This window comes from Catellatospora sp. NPDC049133, assembly GCF_040648455.1.
Taxonomy (GTDB): Bacteria; Actinomycetota; Actinomycetes; order Mycobacteriales; family Micromonosporaceae; genus Catellatospora; species Catellatospora aurea.
The window spans coordinates 107,152-122,997 of the sequence record NZ_JBEZDT010000023.1 but is presented as its reverse complement, the minus strand read 5'-3'; the positions used below and the strand labels follow the sequence as shown (position 1 = coordinate 122,997).

The window sequence follows — 15,846 nt, the reverse complement described above, 5'->3', positions numbered from 1 at the left end:
CGTGGCGAACAAGCAGCGGCGAGGCGGTGCCCAGAACACCGTGCCCAGCCAGCGGAGTCGCCGACCCGCGGACGCCTACGATGACGAGCCCTCGGGCAGGAAGACCGGCCACTCGCTCAGCAAGGGCAAGGGCAAGAAGAAGTCCAAGCGCGCCGCCCCCCTCTGGGCGAAGCTGACGCTGACCTTCGGTGCCCTGCTGATGATGGTGGCCGGCGGCGCGATCGTCGGCGTCAAGTCGTTCGAAGGCCAGCTCACGGACAACGTCGCCGTGGTCGACGTGCTGGGCGACGCCGGCAAGGCCGACACCGGCCCGAAGGGCAGCGACCTCAAGGGTCCTATCGACATGCTGCTGCTCGGCATCGACGTGCGCGCCACCCAGGAGAAGAACAACGCCCGCGCGGACACGGTCCTGCTGCTGCACATCCCGGCCACGCACGACCAGGCATACCTGATGTCGATCCCGCGCGACACCCAGGTCGACATCCCCGCCAACCCGAAGACCAGGTACAACGGCGGCACCGACAAGATCAATGCAGCCTTCTACTTCGGCGCGCAGAACGGCGGTGGCTGGGCCGGCGGCCTGGGCCTGACCGCGAAGACGGTCACCAAGCTGACCGGCATCACCTTCGACGGCGCGGCCGTCATCGACTTCGGCGGCTTCAAGAAGATCATCGAGGCCCTGGGCACGGTGAACGTCTGCGTCGAGGAGGACGCGGAGTCGCTGCACTACTACTACGTCAAGGGCAAGATCACGTACGTCAACGAACACAAGGCCGCGAGCCAGGGGCTCAAGCCGTACATCCACAAGAAGGGTTGCAAGGAGAAGCCGGGCTGGGAGGCCCTGGACTACTCGCGCATCCGCAAGTCGCTCGACGACGGCGACTACGGCCGCCAGCGCCACCAGCAGCAGCTGATCAAGGCGATGGCGAAGAAGGCCGGTTCCAGCGGCGTGCTGACCGACCTCGGCAAGATCAACGCCCTGATGAAGGCCGTCGGCGAGTCCATGATCCTGGACACGCACGGCGTCCCGCTGATCGACTTCATGTTCTCCCTGAAGGATCTGGCCGGCGCCGACCTCGTGCTGCTGAAGACGAACGCGGGTTGGTACAACAGCTCGGGCAGCGGCGGCGAGGCGCTCAGCTCCAGCACGATGCAGATGTTCCGGGCCGCCAAGAACGACACCCTCGGGCAGTTCACCCTGCTCAACCCGGAGTTCGTCAACAGGGAGAAGTGACCGCGCCACGTAAACGGCGACCACTGCAACGCACCGGACCTGGGGAGTCACGTGGCGACATCGACGCTGGACAGAGACGAGCGGCGGGGCCAACTGCCGCGTCAGCGACCCCGCCGGGGCGATGACGCGGAACAGCCCTCCACCAAGACGAAGAAACGCAAGAAGAAACGCGGCGCCTCCCTGGCCGCCAAACTGGCGATCACCTTCGGCGCCCTGCTGATGATGATCTCCGGGACGGCGATCGTGGGGGTCAAGACGGTCGTCGGCAACATCGAGGGCAACATCCAGGTGACCGACAACGACACGCTCACCGACCCGGAGGCCTCGGCCGAGCCGGCCGCCCCGGCGGGCAAGGAGTTCGCCGGAGCATTCAACATCCTTCTACTGGGCATCGACACCCGGACCGGGCAGAAGGCGACGAACGCCCGCTCCGACACCATCCTGATCTTGCACGTCTCGAAGAACCACGACCAGGCTTACCTGATGTCGGTGCCGCGGGACGTGAACATCCCGGGCTCGCAGCAGCGCATCAACGGCGCGTTCACGAACGGCCTGGGCAGCGACGGCGACTGGCGGGGCGGGCTGAAGTCGGCCGCCAAGTCCATCGGCAAGTTGACCGGGATGTCGTTCCAGGCCGCGGCCGTCATCGACTTCGGCGGCTTCAAGACCTTCATCGATGCGCTCGGCACCATCCCGATGTGCGTGGAGGCCGACACCAAGTCGATCCACCACTTCGTCGTCAAGGGCAAGGCGAAGTACATCGGCGGCATCGCCGACGAGCACGAGGCCGACAGCTACGCCCGGCGCAGCGGCAACCCGCGTTACCTGCACAAGAAGGGTTGCCGGGAGATGGAGGGCTGGGAGGCCCTCGATTACGCGCGCCAGCGTTACCTGCCGGACGGCTCCGGCGACTACGGCCGCCAGCGCCACCAGCAGCAACTGATCAAGGCGATGGCGAAGAAGGCCGGCTCGGCCGGCGTGCTCACCGACTTCGGCAAGGTCAACCAGCTGATCGCCGCGGTGGGCAAGTCGATGCTGCTCAGCCTGCCCAAGGGGATGGGTGTCACGGACTTCCTCTTCACCATGAAGGACATGGCCGGGGCCGACCTGGTGCTGCTCAAGACCAACTCGGGTACCTACGAGAGCGTCATCGTCGGCGGGCAGTACCAGGGCGAGGGACTCGACAAGACGACCAAGGACATGTTCCGCGCCGCCAAGAACGACAAGTTGGGCAACTTCGCTCTTATCCATCCAGAGGTCGTCAACAACGAGAAGTAATTTCGGATTCAACGCCTCCCGGAGTGAGCGGTCCATACGCTGAGAGTGAGGATTTCTCACTCCCGGGGAGGCGGCATGGCCAGCTCCGCGTGGCATACCGGCGACGGCGGGAGGGATGGGGCCCGGGCCACGGGCCTCGGCTGGCCCTCCCCGGCGGCGGCACCACCCGGGCACGGCTCACCCCGCTCCGGCCTCGGCTGGCCGGACATCCCGCGCGGGGCCGGAAACGCCCGAAGGCACAGCCATCGCGCCGCCCGGATGAGCCGCTCTGAGCCGCCGCGCCGCCGCGCCCGGCGCTGGCCGCAGGTGCTGGCTGCGATCCTCGTGGGCCTGGTACTGCTCGCCGGAGGCGCCCTGGTCGCCGGGCAGGCGCTGGTGCACCGCTACGAGTCGAGCGTGAGCCGTGACGTGCTGCTCGACCCGCGGGCCCGGGACATGGCCGACTCGCAGGTGGGCTGGCGGCGGCTCAGCGGCCCGCTCAACTACCTGCTCATCGGATCCGACCTGCGGGAGTCGAACCCGGGGGCGGGGCAGCGCTCGGACACCATCCTGGTCGTCCAGGTGGACCGCGACCTGAACCACGCGTACGTCATCTCGATCCCGCGCGATCTGCGAGTGGAGATCCCCGAGGTGGGCGGCACCTCGTTCGGCGGGGCGCGCCAGCGCATCAACGCGGCGTTCGAGGCCGGCGGGGGCGGCAGCGGCGGCGTACAGCTGCTGTCGGCCACCCTGACCGCGCTCACCGGGATGCGCTTCGACGGCGCGGCGGTGGTCGACTTCGGCGGCTTCACCCGGGTCATCGACAGCCTCGGCGGGGTGAACATGTGCGTGGACACCGAGGTGCGGTCGATCCACACCAAGCGGCTGTTCACGGTCGGCTGCCGCGAGATGAACGGGGCCGAGGCGCTGGACTACTCCCGGCAGCGGTACGGCCTGCCGGGCGGCGACTTCGACCGGCAGCGCCACCAGCAGCAACTGGTCAAGGCGATCCTGAGCAAGGCACTGGACAGCGGGATGACCCGCAACCCGCTCAAGCTCGACCAGTTCATCCGCGGTATCGGGCAGTCGCTCACCCTCGACACCGGCGAGGCGACGCTGACCGACCTGATCGTGGCGCTGCGCAACATCCGCCCCGACTCGCTCACCGGCATCCGGGTGCCGTCCTACCCGCAGAGCATCGGCGGGGTGTCGTACGTGCTGCTGCGAGACGGGGCCGAAGACCTGTTCCGGGCCATGCGCGACGCCGACCTGGCCACCTGGGTGCAGCAGCACCCGGAATGGGTCAACTCGATCTGAACTCCGACGTGCGGAGCCCGCTCCGCGGCCTTGATCGGTCGTCCAGCCTCCGCTGCGCTCCGGCTGTACACCGAGCGGCCGCTCCGACGGGCTCCTAAGCGGTGCAAGACCCTTACACTTGCAGGCGTGTTCGCTGCGCAGATCCCCACCGCCACCGTCGCCGAGGTGCCCGCCGACGCCTTCCTGCTCGACGTCCGCGAGGACGACGAGTGGGCCGCCGGCCACGCCCCCGCGGCTGTCCACCTGCCCATGATGCAGATCCCGGCCCGCATGGCCGAGGTGCCGCAGGACCGCGAGGTCTACGTGCTCTGCCGAGTGGGCGGCCGTTCCGGACAGGTCGTGTCGTACCTGCGCCAGCAGGGCTGGGACAACGTCACCAACGTCGACGGCGGCATGATGGGTTGGGCCGCCGCCGGCCGCCCGGTCGTCGCCGACGAGGGCCGGTCGCCGCAGATCATCTAGCCGTGAGCGAGCGTATGAGCCCCACCCCCGACCCGACCCCGCTGGTCTTCGCGCATCGTGGCTCGTCGGCCGCTCTGCCCGAGCACACGCTGGGCGCGTACGCGCGCGCGCTGCGCGAGGGCGCCGACGGCATCGAGTGCGACGTGCGGCTGACCCGCGACGGTCATCTCGTGTGCGTGCACGACCGGCGCCTGGACCGGGTCAGCGACGGGCGGGGGCCGGTCGCGGCGTACACCCTGGCCCAGTTGCGAGCCCTCGACTTCGGCTCGTGGCACCCCAGCGGGCAGCCGGCCGGGGTGCTGACGCTGGAGGAGCTGCTCGACACCGCGCGCCAGGCCGGGCGGCCGGTGCGGATGCTGATCGAGACAAAGCACCCCAACCGGTACGGCAAGGCCGTGGAGTACCGGTTGCGGGCCGTGCTGAACCGGCACGGCCTGACCAGCACGTCGGCGTCCGCGCCGGTGCGGGTGACGGTGATGTCGTTCTCGCCGCTGGCGGTGCGCCGCTCGCGCGAGCTGCTGCCGTCGCTGCCCACGGTGCAGCTGATGGACCTGCTGCCCCCGGGGCTGCGCATCCGGCGGCTGCCGTTCGGCACCCGCATCGCGGGCCCCGGCCTGGAGCTGGTGCGCCGCCGGCCGGATCTGGTGCGGCGGCTCAAGGCCGGCGGCCAGCAGGTGTACGTGTGGACCGTCAACGCCACCGACGACGTGGACCTGCTGCTCAAGCTCGGTGTCGACGGCATCATCACGGACCGCCCGGCCGAGGTGCTGGCACACCTCGGTCGTTGAATCATCACTGATCGGTCACGAGCCCTGGCGCGTCGCTGTTCCGGCAGGCAGGATCCTGCATGTGGAGGTGGCGTACCGCGAGCTGACGTTGGGTATCGCCGCGCTCTTCAACGACCCGGTCACCGGCCGCGGCGGCCTGCCCGCCCTCGACCGCCTGCTGCACCTCGGCCAGTACGCGCTGGGTGTGCCCGGAATGGCACTCTCGGAACTGCACACCACCGGCGGGGCCGGCCGGGTGATCGCCGCGACCGGCACCGCCGACTGGGCGCTGGGCCGGCCGGTCCAGCCTGAGGTGGTCACCGCCGTCTTGCGTCCCGGGCCGACGACCTATCGCGTGGAGCTGGGCGCGGTCGACGACGAGGCCTCGGACCAGATGTCGTCGCTGGGCAGCCGCTGGATCCTGCTGCACCGGATCGACCTCGCCGGCCGCCCGCCCGCCCTGCTGGGCGCATTCATGCCCGACGACCGGCCCGCCGACGACGACCAGCTCGCGGTGATGGCGCTGCTCGGGGCGACCGTCGGCCGCCTCTACAGCGAGCGGGCCGGGCTGCCGGTGCAGAGCGCCGGTGACGATCTGGCCGACCGCGAGCTGTTCATCGCCGTCACCAGCCACGAGCTGCGCACCCCGGTCACCGTCATCAAGGGGTACGCGGACACGCTGCGCGACCACTGGAGCCAGCTCGACGACAAGGCGCGCCGGGAGGCGGCCCGGGTGATCGGCCAGCGCAGCGACGAGCTGGCCCGGCTGGTCGACCGGCTGCTGGCCGCGAGCACCGACACGGCGGTCGGCACGCTGTCACCGGGCCCCTTCGATCTCGTCGAAGCGCTTCGCCACGCCGCGACGAACCTGCCCGCCGATCTGCGCCGCCGGTTCCGCCTGGAGCTGCCGGAGCGCCTGCCGCTGGCCTACGGGGACCGCGCCACCATCCCGAACGTGCTCACCGAGCTGGCCACCAACGCCGACAAGTACTCGGCCCGGGAGGAGACCGTGGTGCTGTCCGCCGGCAACGACCGGCGCACGGTCTTCTTCCAGATACTCGATCGGGGGATAGGGATCGCCCCCGAACAGGCCCATCAGGTGTTCGAACGGTTCTGGCAGGCGGACAGCGGAGACGGACGGCGGTACGGTGGTGCCGGTCTGGGTCTTTATCTCGTCCGAAAGACTATTGAACGACAAAACGGATGGGTGTCCTTACGTCCCCGGGATGGGGGAGGTACGGTCGCAGAGGTACGGCTGCCGCGAGGTGACGTCAAGAGGGATGCAAATGCATCCGGGGAGGCATGATCGTGTCGATGGCTGTCGCTGAGCGAGCCTGGTGCGTGGTGGTCCCCCACCACGCCCGCGGCGCGCAGCAGGCACGACACCGCCTCGCCGCGGCCCTCGCCGACGCGGTCACCCCGAACCTGCTCGCCGACGTGGTCTCGGTCGCCGCCGAGCTGGTCGGCAACGCCGTACGCCACGCGGAGCCGCTGCCGGGCGGGGTCGTCCGGCTGGCCTGGCGGTTGCGGATCGTCGAGTCGAAGCAGGTCATCGAGGTGCGGGTGACCGACGGCGGCGCCCAGGGGCTGCCTCGTCCGCGCACCGCCGGCGCCGAGGACCCGGACGGCCGCGGCCTCACCATCGTCGATGCGCTCGCGGTCCGGTGGGGTGTCGAGCGGGACGGTCTCGGGCAGAGCGTCTGGGCGGAACTAAGCTGACCCGGTGATCCCACGCCAGCTGTCCGAAAGGCGAAAGAAGCCTCGGGCAGGCTGCGCCGAGCGGAGCTGAGGAGCAGCCGTGAGCAAGAAGAATCGCCTGGACAAGAAGCAGCAGGCGAAGGAGCAGAAGCAGCCGAAGGTGCGCGACGTCTTCGTGGCCCGCCCCTTCGCCGGGCTGGCCGCCGAGACCGAGCTGGTGGCGCTGCGCGAGCTGGTGCCCGCGGCGACCGCGCCGCTCACCCTGGCCCCGGAGTACGCCGAGAAGTACGGCGACCGCCAGATCACGCTGGCGACCATCCTGCCGATGGCCTGGCCCGCGCTGACCAAGACGGACGGGCGCATCCTGCTCGGGCTGCAGCGGCACGAACGCTCCGGCGACGTGAACCGCGACCTGGCCGTGGCGCTGCTGTGCGCGCTCGAAGGCGAGCCAGGCGCGCCGGTGAACGTGCCCCCGCTGCCGGGTGAGGGTCCGCGCCTGGGCGACCTGCTGGTCGACGCGCCGCTGGACATCACGGTGCACGAGGGCTTCGACTTCTGGCTCGACGCGGACCAGGAACGCGACGCCGAGGTGTCGGCGTCGCTGGACGCGGCCAACGCCTCGGTCTACCCCACCGTGCGGATGGCCGCGGCGCCGGCCGCGTACTGGTGCCGGGTCCCGGAGAAGGCCCACGTGCGCTGGGTGCTGCCGGACAGCGAGGATGTGGCGCTCAACGCGCTGGCCCGGCTGAGCGCGGCGGGCGAGCTGAAGCTCACCGACGAGACCAAGTTCGCCGGCATGTTCCGGGCGCACGGCCTGCTCGTCCCGGTGTGGGACCTGCCGTCGGCCCCCGGGGCCGGCGCGTGGGAGGAGTCGCTGGCCGCGGTCTCGGCGCGGTACGCCGCGGCGAAGGCGGTCGACGAGCCGCTCACCCCCGACCAGCGCCGGGCCCGGCAGGGCCTGCTCGGCCGCCAGCTGACCCTGCGCTGACCTGCCTTTTCACGCGTTCTCCGCTGCGCCCGTGCTGCTCCTGCAACACGGGCGCAGCCGTGTCTCAGGCAGGCTCACCGCACGGCGGCCCGGCACGTGAGAATCTCAGCGGCGCGCGGCGACAGACCTGCCGCGTGAGCCCCAGGGAATGAAGCTGAATCGGACATTCATCCATTCATTCTTGCTGAGTGCCCGATTTGCCCCCTGACACATCGATGAGCGAACACGTACGGTAAGGGACACCTAACTCAATGCGTGTCGTTCCACCCGGAGGCACCCCATGACCGTCTACCCCGATCGTGCGCCCTTCCTGCGCCCGACCTTCGGACGCTCCCCCAGCCTGCCGGTGCCGTCAGGACCAGACACCGCCCCGCCCCCCGGTTCCCCGATGGACTGGGCCCGTCGCCGCCGCGCCGACCGAGCAGTCCGGCGCATGTCGGCCGCCGAGGATCGCGCGGTGCACCGACTCGGTCGCGACTGGCACGTCATCGAGTGGCCGCACGCATTGCTGACCAGCCAGGCCGCGCAGGCCGGCACGGCCAAACCGCAGCAGCCCTCCAACGCCGGCTTCCTCGCCATCGGCCCGGGTGGCATCTTCAGCGTCTCGATCGCCCAGCACGGCCGCAGCCGGGTGCTCATCGCCGGGGACGTGGTGCAGATCAGCGGACGCCGGCCGCCGTACATCTCGCAGGCCCGGCGCGACGCCAAGCGCGCCGCCAAGGCCATCTCCGCGGCGATCGGGCAGGACATCAAGGTGTTCGCCGTGCTCGCGTTCGTCGGCAGCGGGCCGATCAGCGTCAACGGCCTGCCCAAGGAATGCATCGTCACGTCGTATCGCGAGCTCGACAAGGTGCTCGACTCCACCGGTCGGCGGATCACCGGAACGACGGCCGAGAAGCTGTCCCAGGTGGCCCGCAATCCCGCGATCTGGGTCAACCAGCCATACGCCGCGGGCAGCGGTTACACGTGGCATCCGGAAGGCGCGACCCCCGGTGACAAGGGCACTGCACGCGGGTAACGTGAGCAGCGATGACCCACATCGAGCTCTCCCTCTCCCCGTTGGAGCCGATCGCCGTCGACCCGCTGCACAGCTGGTCGGTCCCGGTTTCCTCGGCCGAGGAGTCGTGTTTGGTCATCGACGCCGCAGGCGTGATCGTCGCCGCCTCCTCGTCCTGGGTCCGGCTGCTCTCCGTGGAGCACCACACCGAGCTGGCCGGGCGGGACGTGCGCGAGGTGCTGTGCCTGATCGACTTCACCGCCGCCGGCAACGAGCTGGGTGAAGCAGAGCGCGAGCAGATCCCCCCACTGCTCGCGCTCACCTCCAAACGACCCGCACGCGGACTGCTGCGGGTGCGCGGACCCCAGGACACGCCCAGCCGCACCCTCGACGCCGTCGCGACCCCGCTGTGGCAGGCCGGGCAGGTCGTCGGCTCACTCAGCTTCTTCGCGGCGGTATGACCGCGGGTAGGGCGACAGCGCGCTAGTCTCGTTGCCCATGCCCCTGCGTCCAACCCGTCCGTCCAACCCGGCCCTCCCGCTCGCCACCGCGTGCCTGGTCGGCGCGGCTCTGCTCAGCGGTTGCGGAGTTCCACCCGAGCTGCAGCCCAAGCCCGGCGGCACCGTGCCGCAGCCGTCCGTGTCACCCAGTGCGGTGACGCTGCCGCCCAGCTTCAGCCTGCCGCCGTCGGCCCCGCCCAGCAGCCCCGGCCCATTCCCCGAGCTGACCGTCACCGACTGCCAGGGCCGGCCCAGCGGCGACCAGATCATCGCCGCGGTGCGCCGCAAGTCGTCGATCCTGCCCGGCTCGGGCACGGTCACCGTGACCAGGCCACCGGTCTGCGCCGGAACCTGGCAGTACACCGTGCTCACCGTGGCCGGTCGCGAACCCCTGCAGGTCGTCACGAAGGGCGCGCCCGCCTCGCTCGACCTGGTCACCGCGGGCACCGACATCTGCACCGTCGAGGTGCGCAACTTCGCCCCACCCGGCATCCGCATCACCGCCGGCTGCTGAGCATTCGGCCGGCGACCGCACCGATGGCCGCAACCACCAGCGCATTCGGCCGCCGACCGCACCCGCCAGGAGCGGAAGTCCGCGCAGCGGACGAGCGACCGGCGGGTAAGGGAGGCTTCCAAGGCCGAATGCCGTGGCCGCGCAGGCGGCCACCGACAACTCAGTAGGCTGATCTCATGCCTGGAGTTCCGCCCACCCGGTTCGTCTATCTCGGTCCGGAGAGCACCTTCACCGAGCAGGCGCTGCTCACCATTCCGGCCGCCGGGAGAGGCATCCGCACGCCCGCCCGCAGCGTGCCCGAGGCGCTGGAGGCCGTGCGGGCCGGCGACGCCGACGCGGCGCTGGTCCCGTGGGAGAACTCGATCGGTGGCGCCGTCGGCGTGACCCTGGACGAGCTGGTCGACGGCGACCCACTGGTGATCACCCGTGAGGTGGTCATCCCAGTGGAGTTCGTGCTGGCCGTCCGCTCCGGCACCACGCTGGCCGGAGTGCGGTCGATCGCGGCGCACCCGCAGGCGTCCACACAGTGCCGGGGCTGGCTGCGGACGTACGCGCCGGACGCGACCGTGATCGACGTGCTGTCCAACGGGGCCGCCGCGGCCGGGGTCGCCGCGGGCGACTTCGACGCCGCGATCTGCGCCCCGATCGCCATCCAGCGCTTCGGCCTGCTCCAGCTCGCTGACAAAATCGCCGATCATCCCGACGCCGCGACCCGTTTCGTGCTGCTGTCGCGGCCCGGCACGCCGCCGGAGCCGACCGGCAACGACCTCACCTCCCTGGCCGTCTGGATCTCCCACGACCGGGTCGGGGCACTGCTCGCGGTGCTGACCGAGCTGGCCGTACGCGGCGTGAACCTGACCCGGATCGAGTCCCGCCCCACCGGCGAGCGCCTCGGCCGGTACGTCTTCTTCCTCGACTGCACCGGCCACGTGGCCGAGGCGCGGGTCGGCGAGGCGTTGCAGGGCCTGCGCCGCATCTGCGCCGGGGTGCGTTTCCTCGGCTCGTACCCCCGGGCGGGCCTGCCCGGCGCGGCTCCGGAGCGGCCGGTGCCGCCGCCGCCGGGACTGTCCGACCCGGACTACACCGACGCCGCCGCCTGGCTGGGCCGGCTGCGCCGGGGCGAGCTGTCCTGAGCCATGGCCGTCGAGATGAGCCGGGAACGCTTCGAGGAGCTGGTCGCCGATGCCCTCGACGAGGTCCCGCAGGAGCTGCTCAACCTGATGCGCAACGTCGTCATCCTGGTGGAGGACGAATCGCCGCCGGACGGGCCGGAGCTGCTCGGCCTGTACGAGGGCCACGCGCTCACCGCCCGCGGCTGGGATTACGCCGGGGTGCTGCCCGACCGGATCACCATCTACCGGCTCCCGATCCTGCGCATCTGCGACACCGACGACGACGTCGTCGAGGAGGTCGCGGTCACCGTGGTGCACGAGATCGCCCACCACTTCGGCATCGACGACGACCGCCTGCACGAACTGGGCTGGGGCTGAGGGTCGGCAAACCCCCGTGGTTTCCCCGATCTTCACCCTGGCCTTTGCCGATCAGTCACCAACACGACTTTCATACTTGTGCAGGTCAACTACGCTCGGTGCGTTTCTCCGCCCCCGTTTGTATGGAGGATGACGACATGCAGAGCGCACTCTTCGCTGCCGAGAACCTGGAGAAGGAGTCCACGACTCCCGGTCTGACGCTGCAGAACTCGAAGATGCTGAAGATCGAGCTGAACGGCGAGGTCATGGCGCGCACCGGCGCGATGGTTGCCTACCAGGGCCAGGTGCAGTTCCAGGCGCTCGGCTCCGGAGGCGCGGCCAAGTGGCTCAAGAGCAAGATCACCGGCGAGGGCGTGCCGCTGATGAAGCTGACCGGCCGCGGTGACGTGTTCCTGGCCGACCGGGCCGCCGACGTGCACCTGATCGACCTGGGTCCCGGTGACGCGCTCAGCGTCAACGGAACCAACGTGCTGGCCTTCGAGTCGACGCTGAACTACGACATCAAGATGGTCCAGGGCATGGGCATGTTCTCCGCGGCAGGCCTGTTCAACTGCGTGTTCACGGGCCAAGGCCGGATCGCGATCACCACCAAGGGCACCCCGGTCGTGCTGACCGTGGACGCGCCGACCTACGCCGACCCCCAGGCGGCGATCTGCTGGTCGGCCAACCTGCAGACCGGCTACCACCGCGCCGAGCAGCTGGGCATCGGCACCCTGCTGGGCCGCAGCACCGGTGAGGCCTTCACCATGAGCTTCCAGGGCCAGGGCTTCGTCGTGGTGCAGCCGTCCGAGGAGCCCCCGGCGGGCATCGCCGGCGGCAGCGGCGGCGGCCAGCAGCAGCAGGGCGGACTGCTGGGCGGCCTGCTCGGCCAGTGACCCCGGCGCAGGACCGTTGACGGCAGGCCCCTCCCCCGTGGAGGGGCCTGTTTTTTCAGCCGTACATGGGATGATGCGCCCATGTCCGAAGACCTCGATGTGGTGGAGTTCGGCCCCGAGTCGGCCGCCCCGGAGCGCCGCCGCCCCGGCTGGCGTGCGATGACGACGGACTCCCGGCTGACGACGGGGCTCGTCGTGCTCGGCGGTGCCGCGGCGATCGCGTCGCTGCTCGGGGAGTGGCAGATCATCGACACCACCCGCTCCGGCGACGAGTACTTCGCCAGCATCCCGCAGGTGACCAGCTCGGTCTGGTCGACGACCGGCGGCACGCCGTACCTGTCCGGGCTGATGCTGCTGGCGGCGGCGACCGCGGTGGCACTGTTCGGGCCGGTCACGGCACGCGCGACGGCGCGGCTGGCCGCGCTCGGCACCTCGGCGGTGCTGGTCGTGGTGCTGGCGGCAGCGGCGAGCGTGCTCAGCACGACCAGCGAGCTGCCGCGTGTGTTCGGCGGCTTCATGAACACCGAACTGCTGTCCCGCTTCAGTTCCAGCCCCGGCCGCGGCATGTGGGCGGCGCTCGCGGCGGTGGTCCTGCTGGGGCTCGCCATGCTGTCGGCGCACCGGCGCGAGCCCGAGCCGTTCCGCGGCCGGCACGCGGCCGCCGACGACCGCGACGAGGCCGACGACTACGAGTCGGGCGACATCGATCTGACGGTCACCACCGCCGCGCCGTTCATACGGCAATACTGACGCGAAGCTCCGCGCGGCTGCCGGTACGCTTTTCGACGTGATTGATCTGCGTCTGCTCCGCGAGGACCCCGAAGCCGTACGAGCCAGCCAGCGCCTGCGCGGCGACTCCGTCGACGCCGTCGACGACCTGCTGCGCGCCGACGAGTCGCGGCGGTCCGCGGTGGCGTCCTTCGAGGCGCTGCGTGGTGAGCAGAAGCAGCTCGGCAAGCTGATGCCGAAGGCGACCGGCGACGAGAAGACCGCGCTGCTGGCCCGGACCAAGGACCTCGCCGCCGAGGTGAAGGCGGCCGAGGCCGCGGTCAACGAGGCCGAGCAGGCGCTGCGGGCCGCGCAGTTCGCGATCGCGAACGTGGTGCAGGACGGCGCGCCCGGCGGCGGCGAGGACGACTACGTCGTGCTGCGCGAGGTCGGCGAGCGCCCGGTGTTCGAGAACCCGCGTGACCACCTCGCCATCGGCGAGCTGCTCGGCGCGATCGACACCGAGCGCGGCGCGAAGGTGTCGGGCGCCCGCTTCTACTACATGACCGGCGTGGGCGCGCTACTGCAGCTCGGGCTGCTGCAGATGGGCCTGTGGCAGTCGGTGGAGGCCGGGTTCACCCCGATGATCCCGCCGGTGCTGGTCAAGCCGGAGTCGATGGAGGGCACCGGTTTCCTGGGCTCGCACGCCGCCGAGGTCTACCACCTGCCGGCCGACGACCTCTACCTGGTCGGCACGAGCGAGGTGCCGCTGGCGGCGTACCACAAGGACGAGATCCTGAGCCTGGGCGACGGGCCGCTGCGCTACGCCGGCTGGTCGAGCTGCTTCCGCCGGGAGGCCGGCTCGTACGGCAAGGACACCCGCGGCATCATCCGGGTGCACCAGTTCGACAAGGTCGAGATGTTCTCGTACTGCGACCCGGCCGACGCGGCCGAGGAGCACCTGCGCCTGCTGGCGTGGGAGGAGGAGATGCTCGGCAAGCTGGAGCTGGCCTACCGGGTGATCGACGTGGCCGCGGGCGACCTCGGCTCGTCGGCGGCGCGCAAGTTCGACTGCGAGGCATGGCTGCCCACCCAGAACCGGTACATGGAGGTCACCTCGACCTCGAACTGCACCACGTTCCAGGCCCGGCGGCTCAACACCCGTTTCCGCGACGCCGACGGCAAGACCCAGACCGCGGCGACGCTCAACGGCACGCTGGCCACCACGCGCATGCTCGTGGCGCTCCTGGAGCAGCACCAGCAGCCGGACGGCTCGGTGCGGGTGCCCAAGGCGCTGCAGCCGTTCGTGGGCGGCCGTGACGTGCTGGAGCCCGCCAAGGCAGGGTCCTGAGCGGCGTGCCCGACCACGGGGGGACGGGGCACGTCGAGGTGCCGGAACGTGACGCGGTCGGCCGGTCCGAGCTGCGCAGCGACGAGCTGCGTCCGCGCGGGCTGCCCAAGCTCGTCGCCACCGACCTGGACGGCACCGTCGTCCGGTCGGACGAGACCGTCAGCGGCTTCACCCACGCGGTCTTCGACCGGGTACGCGCGGCCGGGGTGCCCATCGTGGGCGCCACCGGCCGCGGTCCCCGGCTGGAGGAGCTGAGCCGGATCGATCTGCCGCACGCCGACCTGCTGGTGCTGGGCGGCGGCGGGCGGGTGCTGGATCTGCGCGATCCGTCCGCGCCGCGGGTGCTGCGCGACGCGCGGCTGCCCGGCCCGGTCGTGGCCGGCCTGGTCGAGGCGCTGGAGAACCGCCTCGGGCGGGTGAAGCTGCTGGTCGAGGTCCTGGACACGCAGCGCGCCCCGCTGTGGGGCGACGACGTGGACGACTGGCCGTATCCGGATGACCTGAAGTTCCGGCCGCGCGAGGAATCGCTCTGCTACGACGTGATCAAGGCTTTTGTGAAGACCGACGACACGGACTCCGACACGCTGCTGCGTACGGCACGAGGGCTGGTCGCGCCCGAGGTGGCCGCGTTCACGCACTCCGGGCTGGGCTGGGTGGAGGTCACCCCGCCCGGCGTCGACAAGGCGACCGGGCTGGCCGTGGTCGCCGCGGAGCTGGGCATCGACCCGGCCGACGTGCTGGTCTTCGGGGACATGCCCAACGACATCCCGATGTTCGAGTGGGCCGGGCACCGGGTGGCCGTCGCCAACGCGCACCCTGAGATCCTCGCCCTGGCCGACGAGGTCACCCTCTCCAACGACCGCGACGGCGTAGCCGTCTACCTCGACGAACTCCTCAAACGCGAACCCTGACCCACCCCACCCTGCCACTCCGCGCCACCCCCTGCCGCAACTCTTGAAGAGTCACGCCTATCGCACGTCCTCGATGCGCAAGCCCTTGAGAGTTACGGCGGGAGGGGTGGGGCGGGGAGGGCGGTGGACTCAGAGGTATTGGCCGGTTGAGGTGGACTTGCCGGGTTCGATGTGGGTGCCGGGGGGCAGGGCGGGCATGTTGCGCATCTGCTCGAGCTGCATGCGGGCGGCCATCTGCTGGGCCACCAGCGCCGCCTGGATGCCGTGGAACAGGCCCTCCAGCCAGCCGACCAGCTGCGCCTGAGCGATGCGCAGCTCGGACTCCGACGGGGTGGCGCCCTCGGTGAAGTCGACGGAGATCCGCTCCAGCTCGTCGCGCAGCTCGGGGGAGAGCCCGTCCTCCAGCTCGACTATCGAGCGGCGGTGGATCTCCATCAGGCGCTGGCGGCCGGCCTCGTCGAGGGGTGCCGCCCGCACCTCCTCCAGCAGCTGTTTGATCATGCTGCCGATGCGCATGACCTTGGCCGGCTGCTCGATGAGGTGGCTCGGGTCCTCCTCCCGCCCGGTGGCGCCGTCAGGGTTGACCTCGACCGTGCCGATGGGCCGACCGTCCGGACCGACGACCACGACACTCTTCTCTTCGGGATGCTGCTGGCTCACCACGACCTCCTCAGCGTCGAACCCACCCATCCTAGATCCCGAGACGCAGGCCGATGTTGATCATTGACGGGAGTGCCAGGACACGGTAGAACGCCACAGTGGGTCATAAGACCGCGC

General features: G+C 70.7%; 18 protein-coding genes. 17 read left to right on the top strand and 1 reads right to left on the bottom strand.

What is annotated here, in order from left to right:
• The first annotated feature begins 1 nt into the window (after position 1).
• From AB0B35_RS25400 to AB0B35_RS25320, 17 genes are all read left to right on the top strand, one after another.
• Positions 2-1,234, top strand: a complete 1,233-nt coding sequence (locus AB0B35_RS25400; protein ID WP_361049491.1) for an LCP family protein — start codon at positions 2-4, stop codon at positions 1,232-1,234.
• Between the two features lie 51 nt (positions 1,235-1,285).
• Positions 1,286-2,512: an LCP family protein gene (locus AB0B35_RS25395; protein ID WP_361049489.1), complete on the top strand. Its 1,227-nt coding sequence runs from the start codon at positions 1,286-1,288 to the stop codon at positions 2,510-2,512.
• A gap of 258 nt (positions 2,513-2,770) precedes the next feature.
• Entirely contained in the window at positions 2,771-3,808 is a 1,038-nt protein-coding gene (locus AB0B35_RS25390) for an LCP family protein (RefSeq protein ID WP_361049487.1), read from the top strand.
• A 126-nt stretch (positions 3,809-3,934) separates the two neighbouring features.
• On the top strand, positions 3,935-4,270 hold the full coding sequence (locus AB0B35_RS25385) for a rhodanese-like domain-containing protein (protein WP_361049485.1): 336 nt from the start codon (positions 3,935-3,937) through the stop codon (positions 4,268-4,270).
• A 14-nt stretch (positions 4,271-4,284) separates the two neighbouring features.
• Positions 4,285-5,058, top strand: coding sequence for a glycerophosphodiester phosphodiesterase (locus AB0B35_RS25380; protein ID WP_361049557.1), 774 nt, complete (start codon positions 4,285-4,287; stop codon positions 5,056-5,058).
• 61 nt (positions 5,059-5,119) lie between these two features.
• On the top strand, positions 5,120-6,343 hold the full coding sequence (locus AB0B35_RS25375; protein WP_361049484.1) for a HAMP domain-containing sensor histidine kinase: 1,224 nt from the start codon (positions 5,120-5,122) through the stop codon (positions 6,341-6,343).
• The gene (locus tag AB0B35_RS25370) at positions 6,340-6,756 is read left to right on the top strand and encodes an ATP-binding protein (protein ID WP_360523248.1); all 417 of its coding nucleotides are present in this window, start codon (positions 6,340-6,342) and stop codon (positions 6,754-6,756) included. Before AB0B35_RS25375 ends, AB0B35_RS25370 begins: the two co-directional genes overlap by 4 nt.
• A 79-nt stretch (positions 6,757-6,835) precedes the next feature.
• On the top strand, positions 6,836-7,723 hold the full coding sequence (locus AB0B35_RS25365) for a DUF5926 family protein (RefSeq protein ID WP_361049482.1): 888 nt from the start codon (positions 6,836-6,838) through the stop codon (positions 7,721-7,723).
• A gap of 457 nt (positions 7,724-8,180) precedes the next feature.
• Positions 8,181-8,741: an NERD domain-containing protein gene (locus tag AB0B35_RS25360; RefSeq protein WP_361049480.1), complete on the top strand. Its 561-nt coding sequence runs from the start codon at positions 8,181-8,183 to the stop codon at positions 8,739-8,741.
• 11 nt (positions 8,742-8,752) lie between these two features.
• On the top strand, positions 8,753-9,181 hold the full coding sequence (locus AB0B35_RS25355) for a hypothetical protein (protein ID WP_361049478.1): 429 nt from the start codon (positions 8,753-8,755) through the stop codon (positions 9,179-9,181).
• A 37-nt stretch (positions 9,182-9,218) separates the two neighbouring features.
• Positions 9,219-9,734: a hypothetical protein gene (locus AB0B35_RS25350; protein ID WP_361049476.1), complete on the top strand. Its 516-nt coding sequence runs from the start codon at positions 9,219-9,221 to the stop codon at positions 9,732-9,734.
• Between the two features lie 176 nt (positions 9,735-9,910).
• A complete protein-coding gene (pheA, locus tag AB0B35_RS25345; RefSeq protein ID WP_361049473.1) occupies positions 9,911-10,867 on the top strand; it encodes a prephenate dehydratase in 957 nt (318 codons plus the stop codon).
• Between the two features lie 3 nt (positions 10,868-10,870).
• Entirely contained in the window at positions 10,871-11,224 is a 354-nt protein-coding gene (locus AB0B35_RS25340; RefSeq protein WP_361049471.1) for a metallopeptidase family protein, read from the top strand.
• A 137-nt stretch (positions 11,225-11,361) separates the two neighbouring features.
• On the top strand, positions 11,362-12,099 hold the full coding sequence (locus tag AB0B35_RS25335; RefSeq protein WP_360523268.1) for an AIM24 family protein: 738 nt from the start codon (positions 11,362-11,364) through the stop codon (positions 12,097-12,099).
• A gap of 81 nt (positions 12,100-12,180) precedes the next feature.
• A complete protein-coding gene (locus AB0B35_RS25330) occupies positions 12,181-12,849 on the top strand; it encodes a hypothetical protein (RefSeq protein ID WP_361049469.1) in 669 nt (222 codons plus the stop codon).
• 37 nt (positions 12,850-12,886) lie between these two features.
• On the top strand, positions 12,887-14,158 hold the full coding sequence (serS, locus tag AB0B35_RS25325) for a serine--tRNA ligase (protein WP_361049467.1): 1,272 nt from the start codon (positions 12,887-12,889) through the stop codon (positions 14,156-14,158).
• Positions 14,159-14,244: 86 nt separating this feature from the next.
• On the top strand, positions 14,245-15,069 hold the full coding sequence (locus AB0B35_RS25320; RefSeq protein ID WP_361049555.1) for an HAD family hydrolase: 825 nt from the start codon (positions 14,245-14,247) through the stop codon (positions 15,067-15,069).
• 129 nt (positions 15,070-15,198) lie between these two features.
• On the opposite strand, the gene AB0B35_RS25315 is transcribed toward AB0B35_RS25320, so the two are convergent.
• Positions 15,199-15,729: a bacterial proteasome activator family protein gene (locus AB0B35_RS25315; RefSeq protein WP_361049465.1), complete on the bottom strand. Its 531-nt coding sequence runs from the start codon at positions 15,727-15,729 to the stop codon at positions 15,199-15,201.
• Between the last annotated feature and the right edge of the window lie 117 nt (positions 15,730-15,846).

What these genes read in the sequence shown, in the direction of transcription:
- AB0B35_RS25370 (WP_360523248.1), top strand. Translation starts at nt 6,340, where the DNA reads ATGATCGTGTCGATGGCTGTCGCTGAGCGAGCCTGGTGCGTGGTGGTC.
- AB0B35_RS25390 (WP_361049487.1), top strand. Translation starts at nt 2,771, where the DNA reads ATGAGCCGCTCTGAGCCGCCGCGCCGCCGCGCCCGGCGCTGGCCGCAG.
- AB0B35_RS25355 (WP_361049478.1), top strand. Translation starts at nt 8,753, where the DNA reads ATGACCCACATCGAGCTCTCCCTCTCCCCGTTGGAGCCGATCGCCGTC.
- AB0B35_RS25340 (WP_361049471.1), top strand. Translation starts at nt 10,871, where the DNA reads ATGGCCGTCGAGATGAGCCGGGAACGCTTCGAGGAGCTGGTCGCCGAT.
- AB0B35_RS25380 (WP_361049557.1), top strand. Translation starts at nt 4,285, where the DNA reads ATGAGCCCCACCCCCGACCCGACCCCGCTGGTCTTCGCGCATCGTGGC.
- AB0B35_RS25330 (WP_361049469.1), top strand. Translation starts at nt 12,181, where the DNA reads ATGTCCGAAGACCTCGATGTGGTGGAGTTCGGCCCCGAGTCGGCCGCC.
- AB0B35_RS25350 (WP_361049476.1), top strand. Translation starts at nt 9,219, where the DNA reads ATGCCCCTGCGTCCAACCCGTCCGTCCAACCCGGCCCTCCCGCTCGCC.
- pheA (WP_361049473.1), top strand. Translation starts at nt 9,911, where the DNA reads ATGCCTGGAGTTCCGCCCACCCGGTTCGTCTATCTCGGTCCGGAGAGC.
- AB0B35_RS25335 (WP_360523268.1), top strand. Translation starts at nt 11,362, where the DNA reads ATGCAGAGCGCACTCTTCGCTGCCGAGAACCTGGAGAAGGAGTCCACG.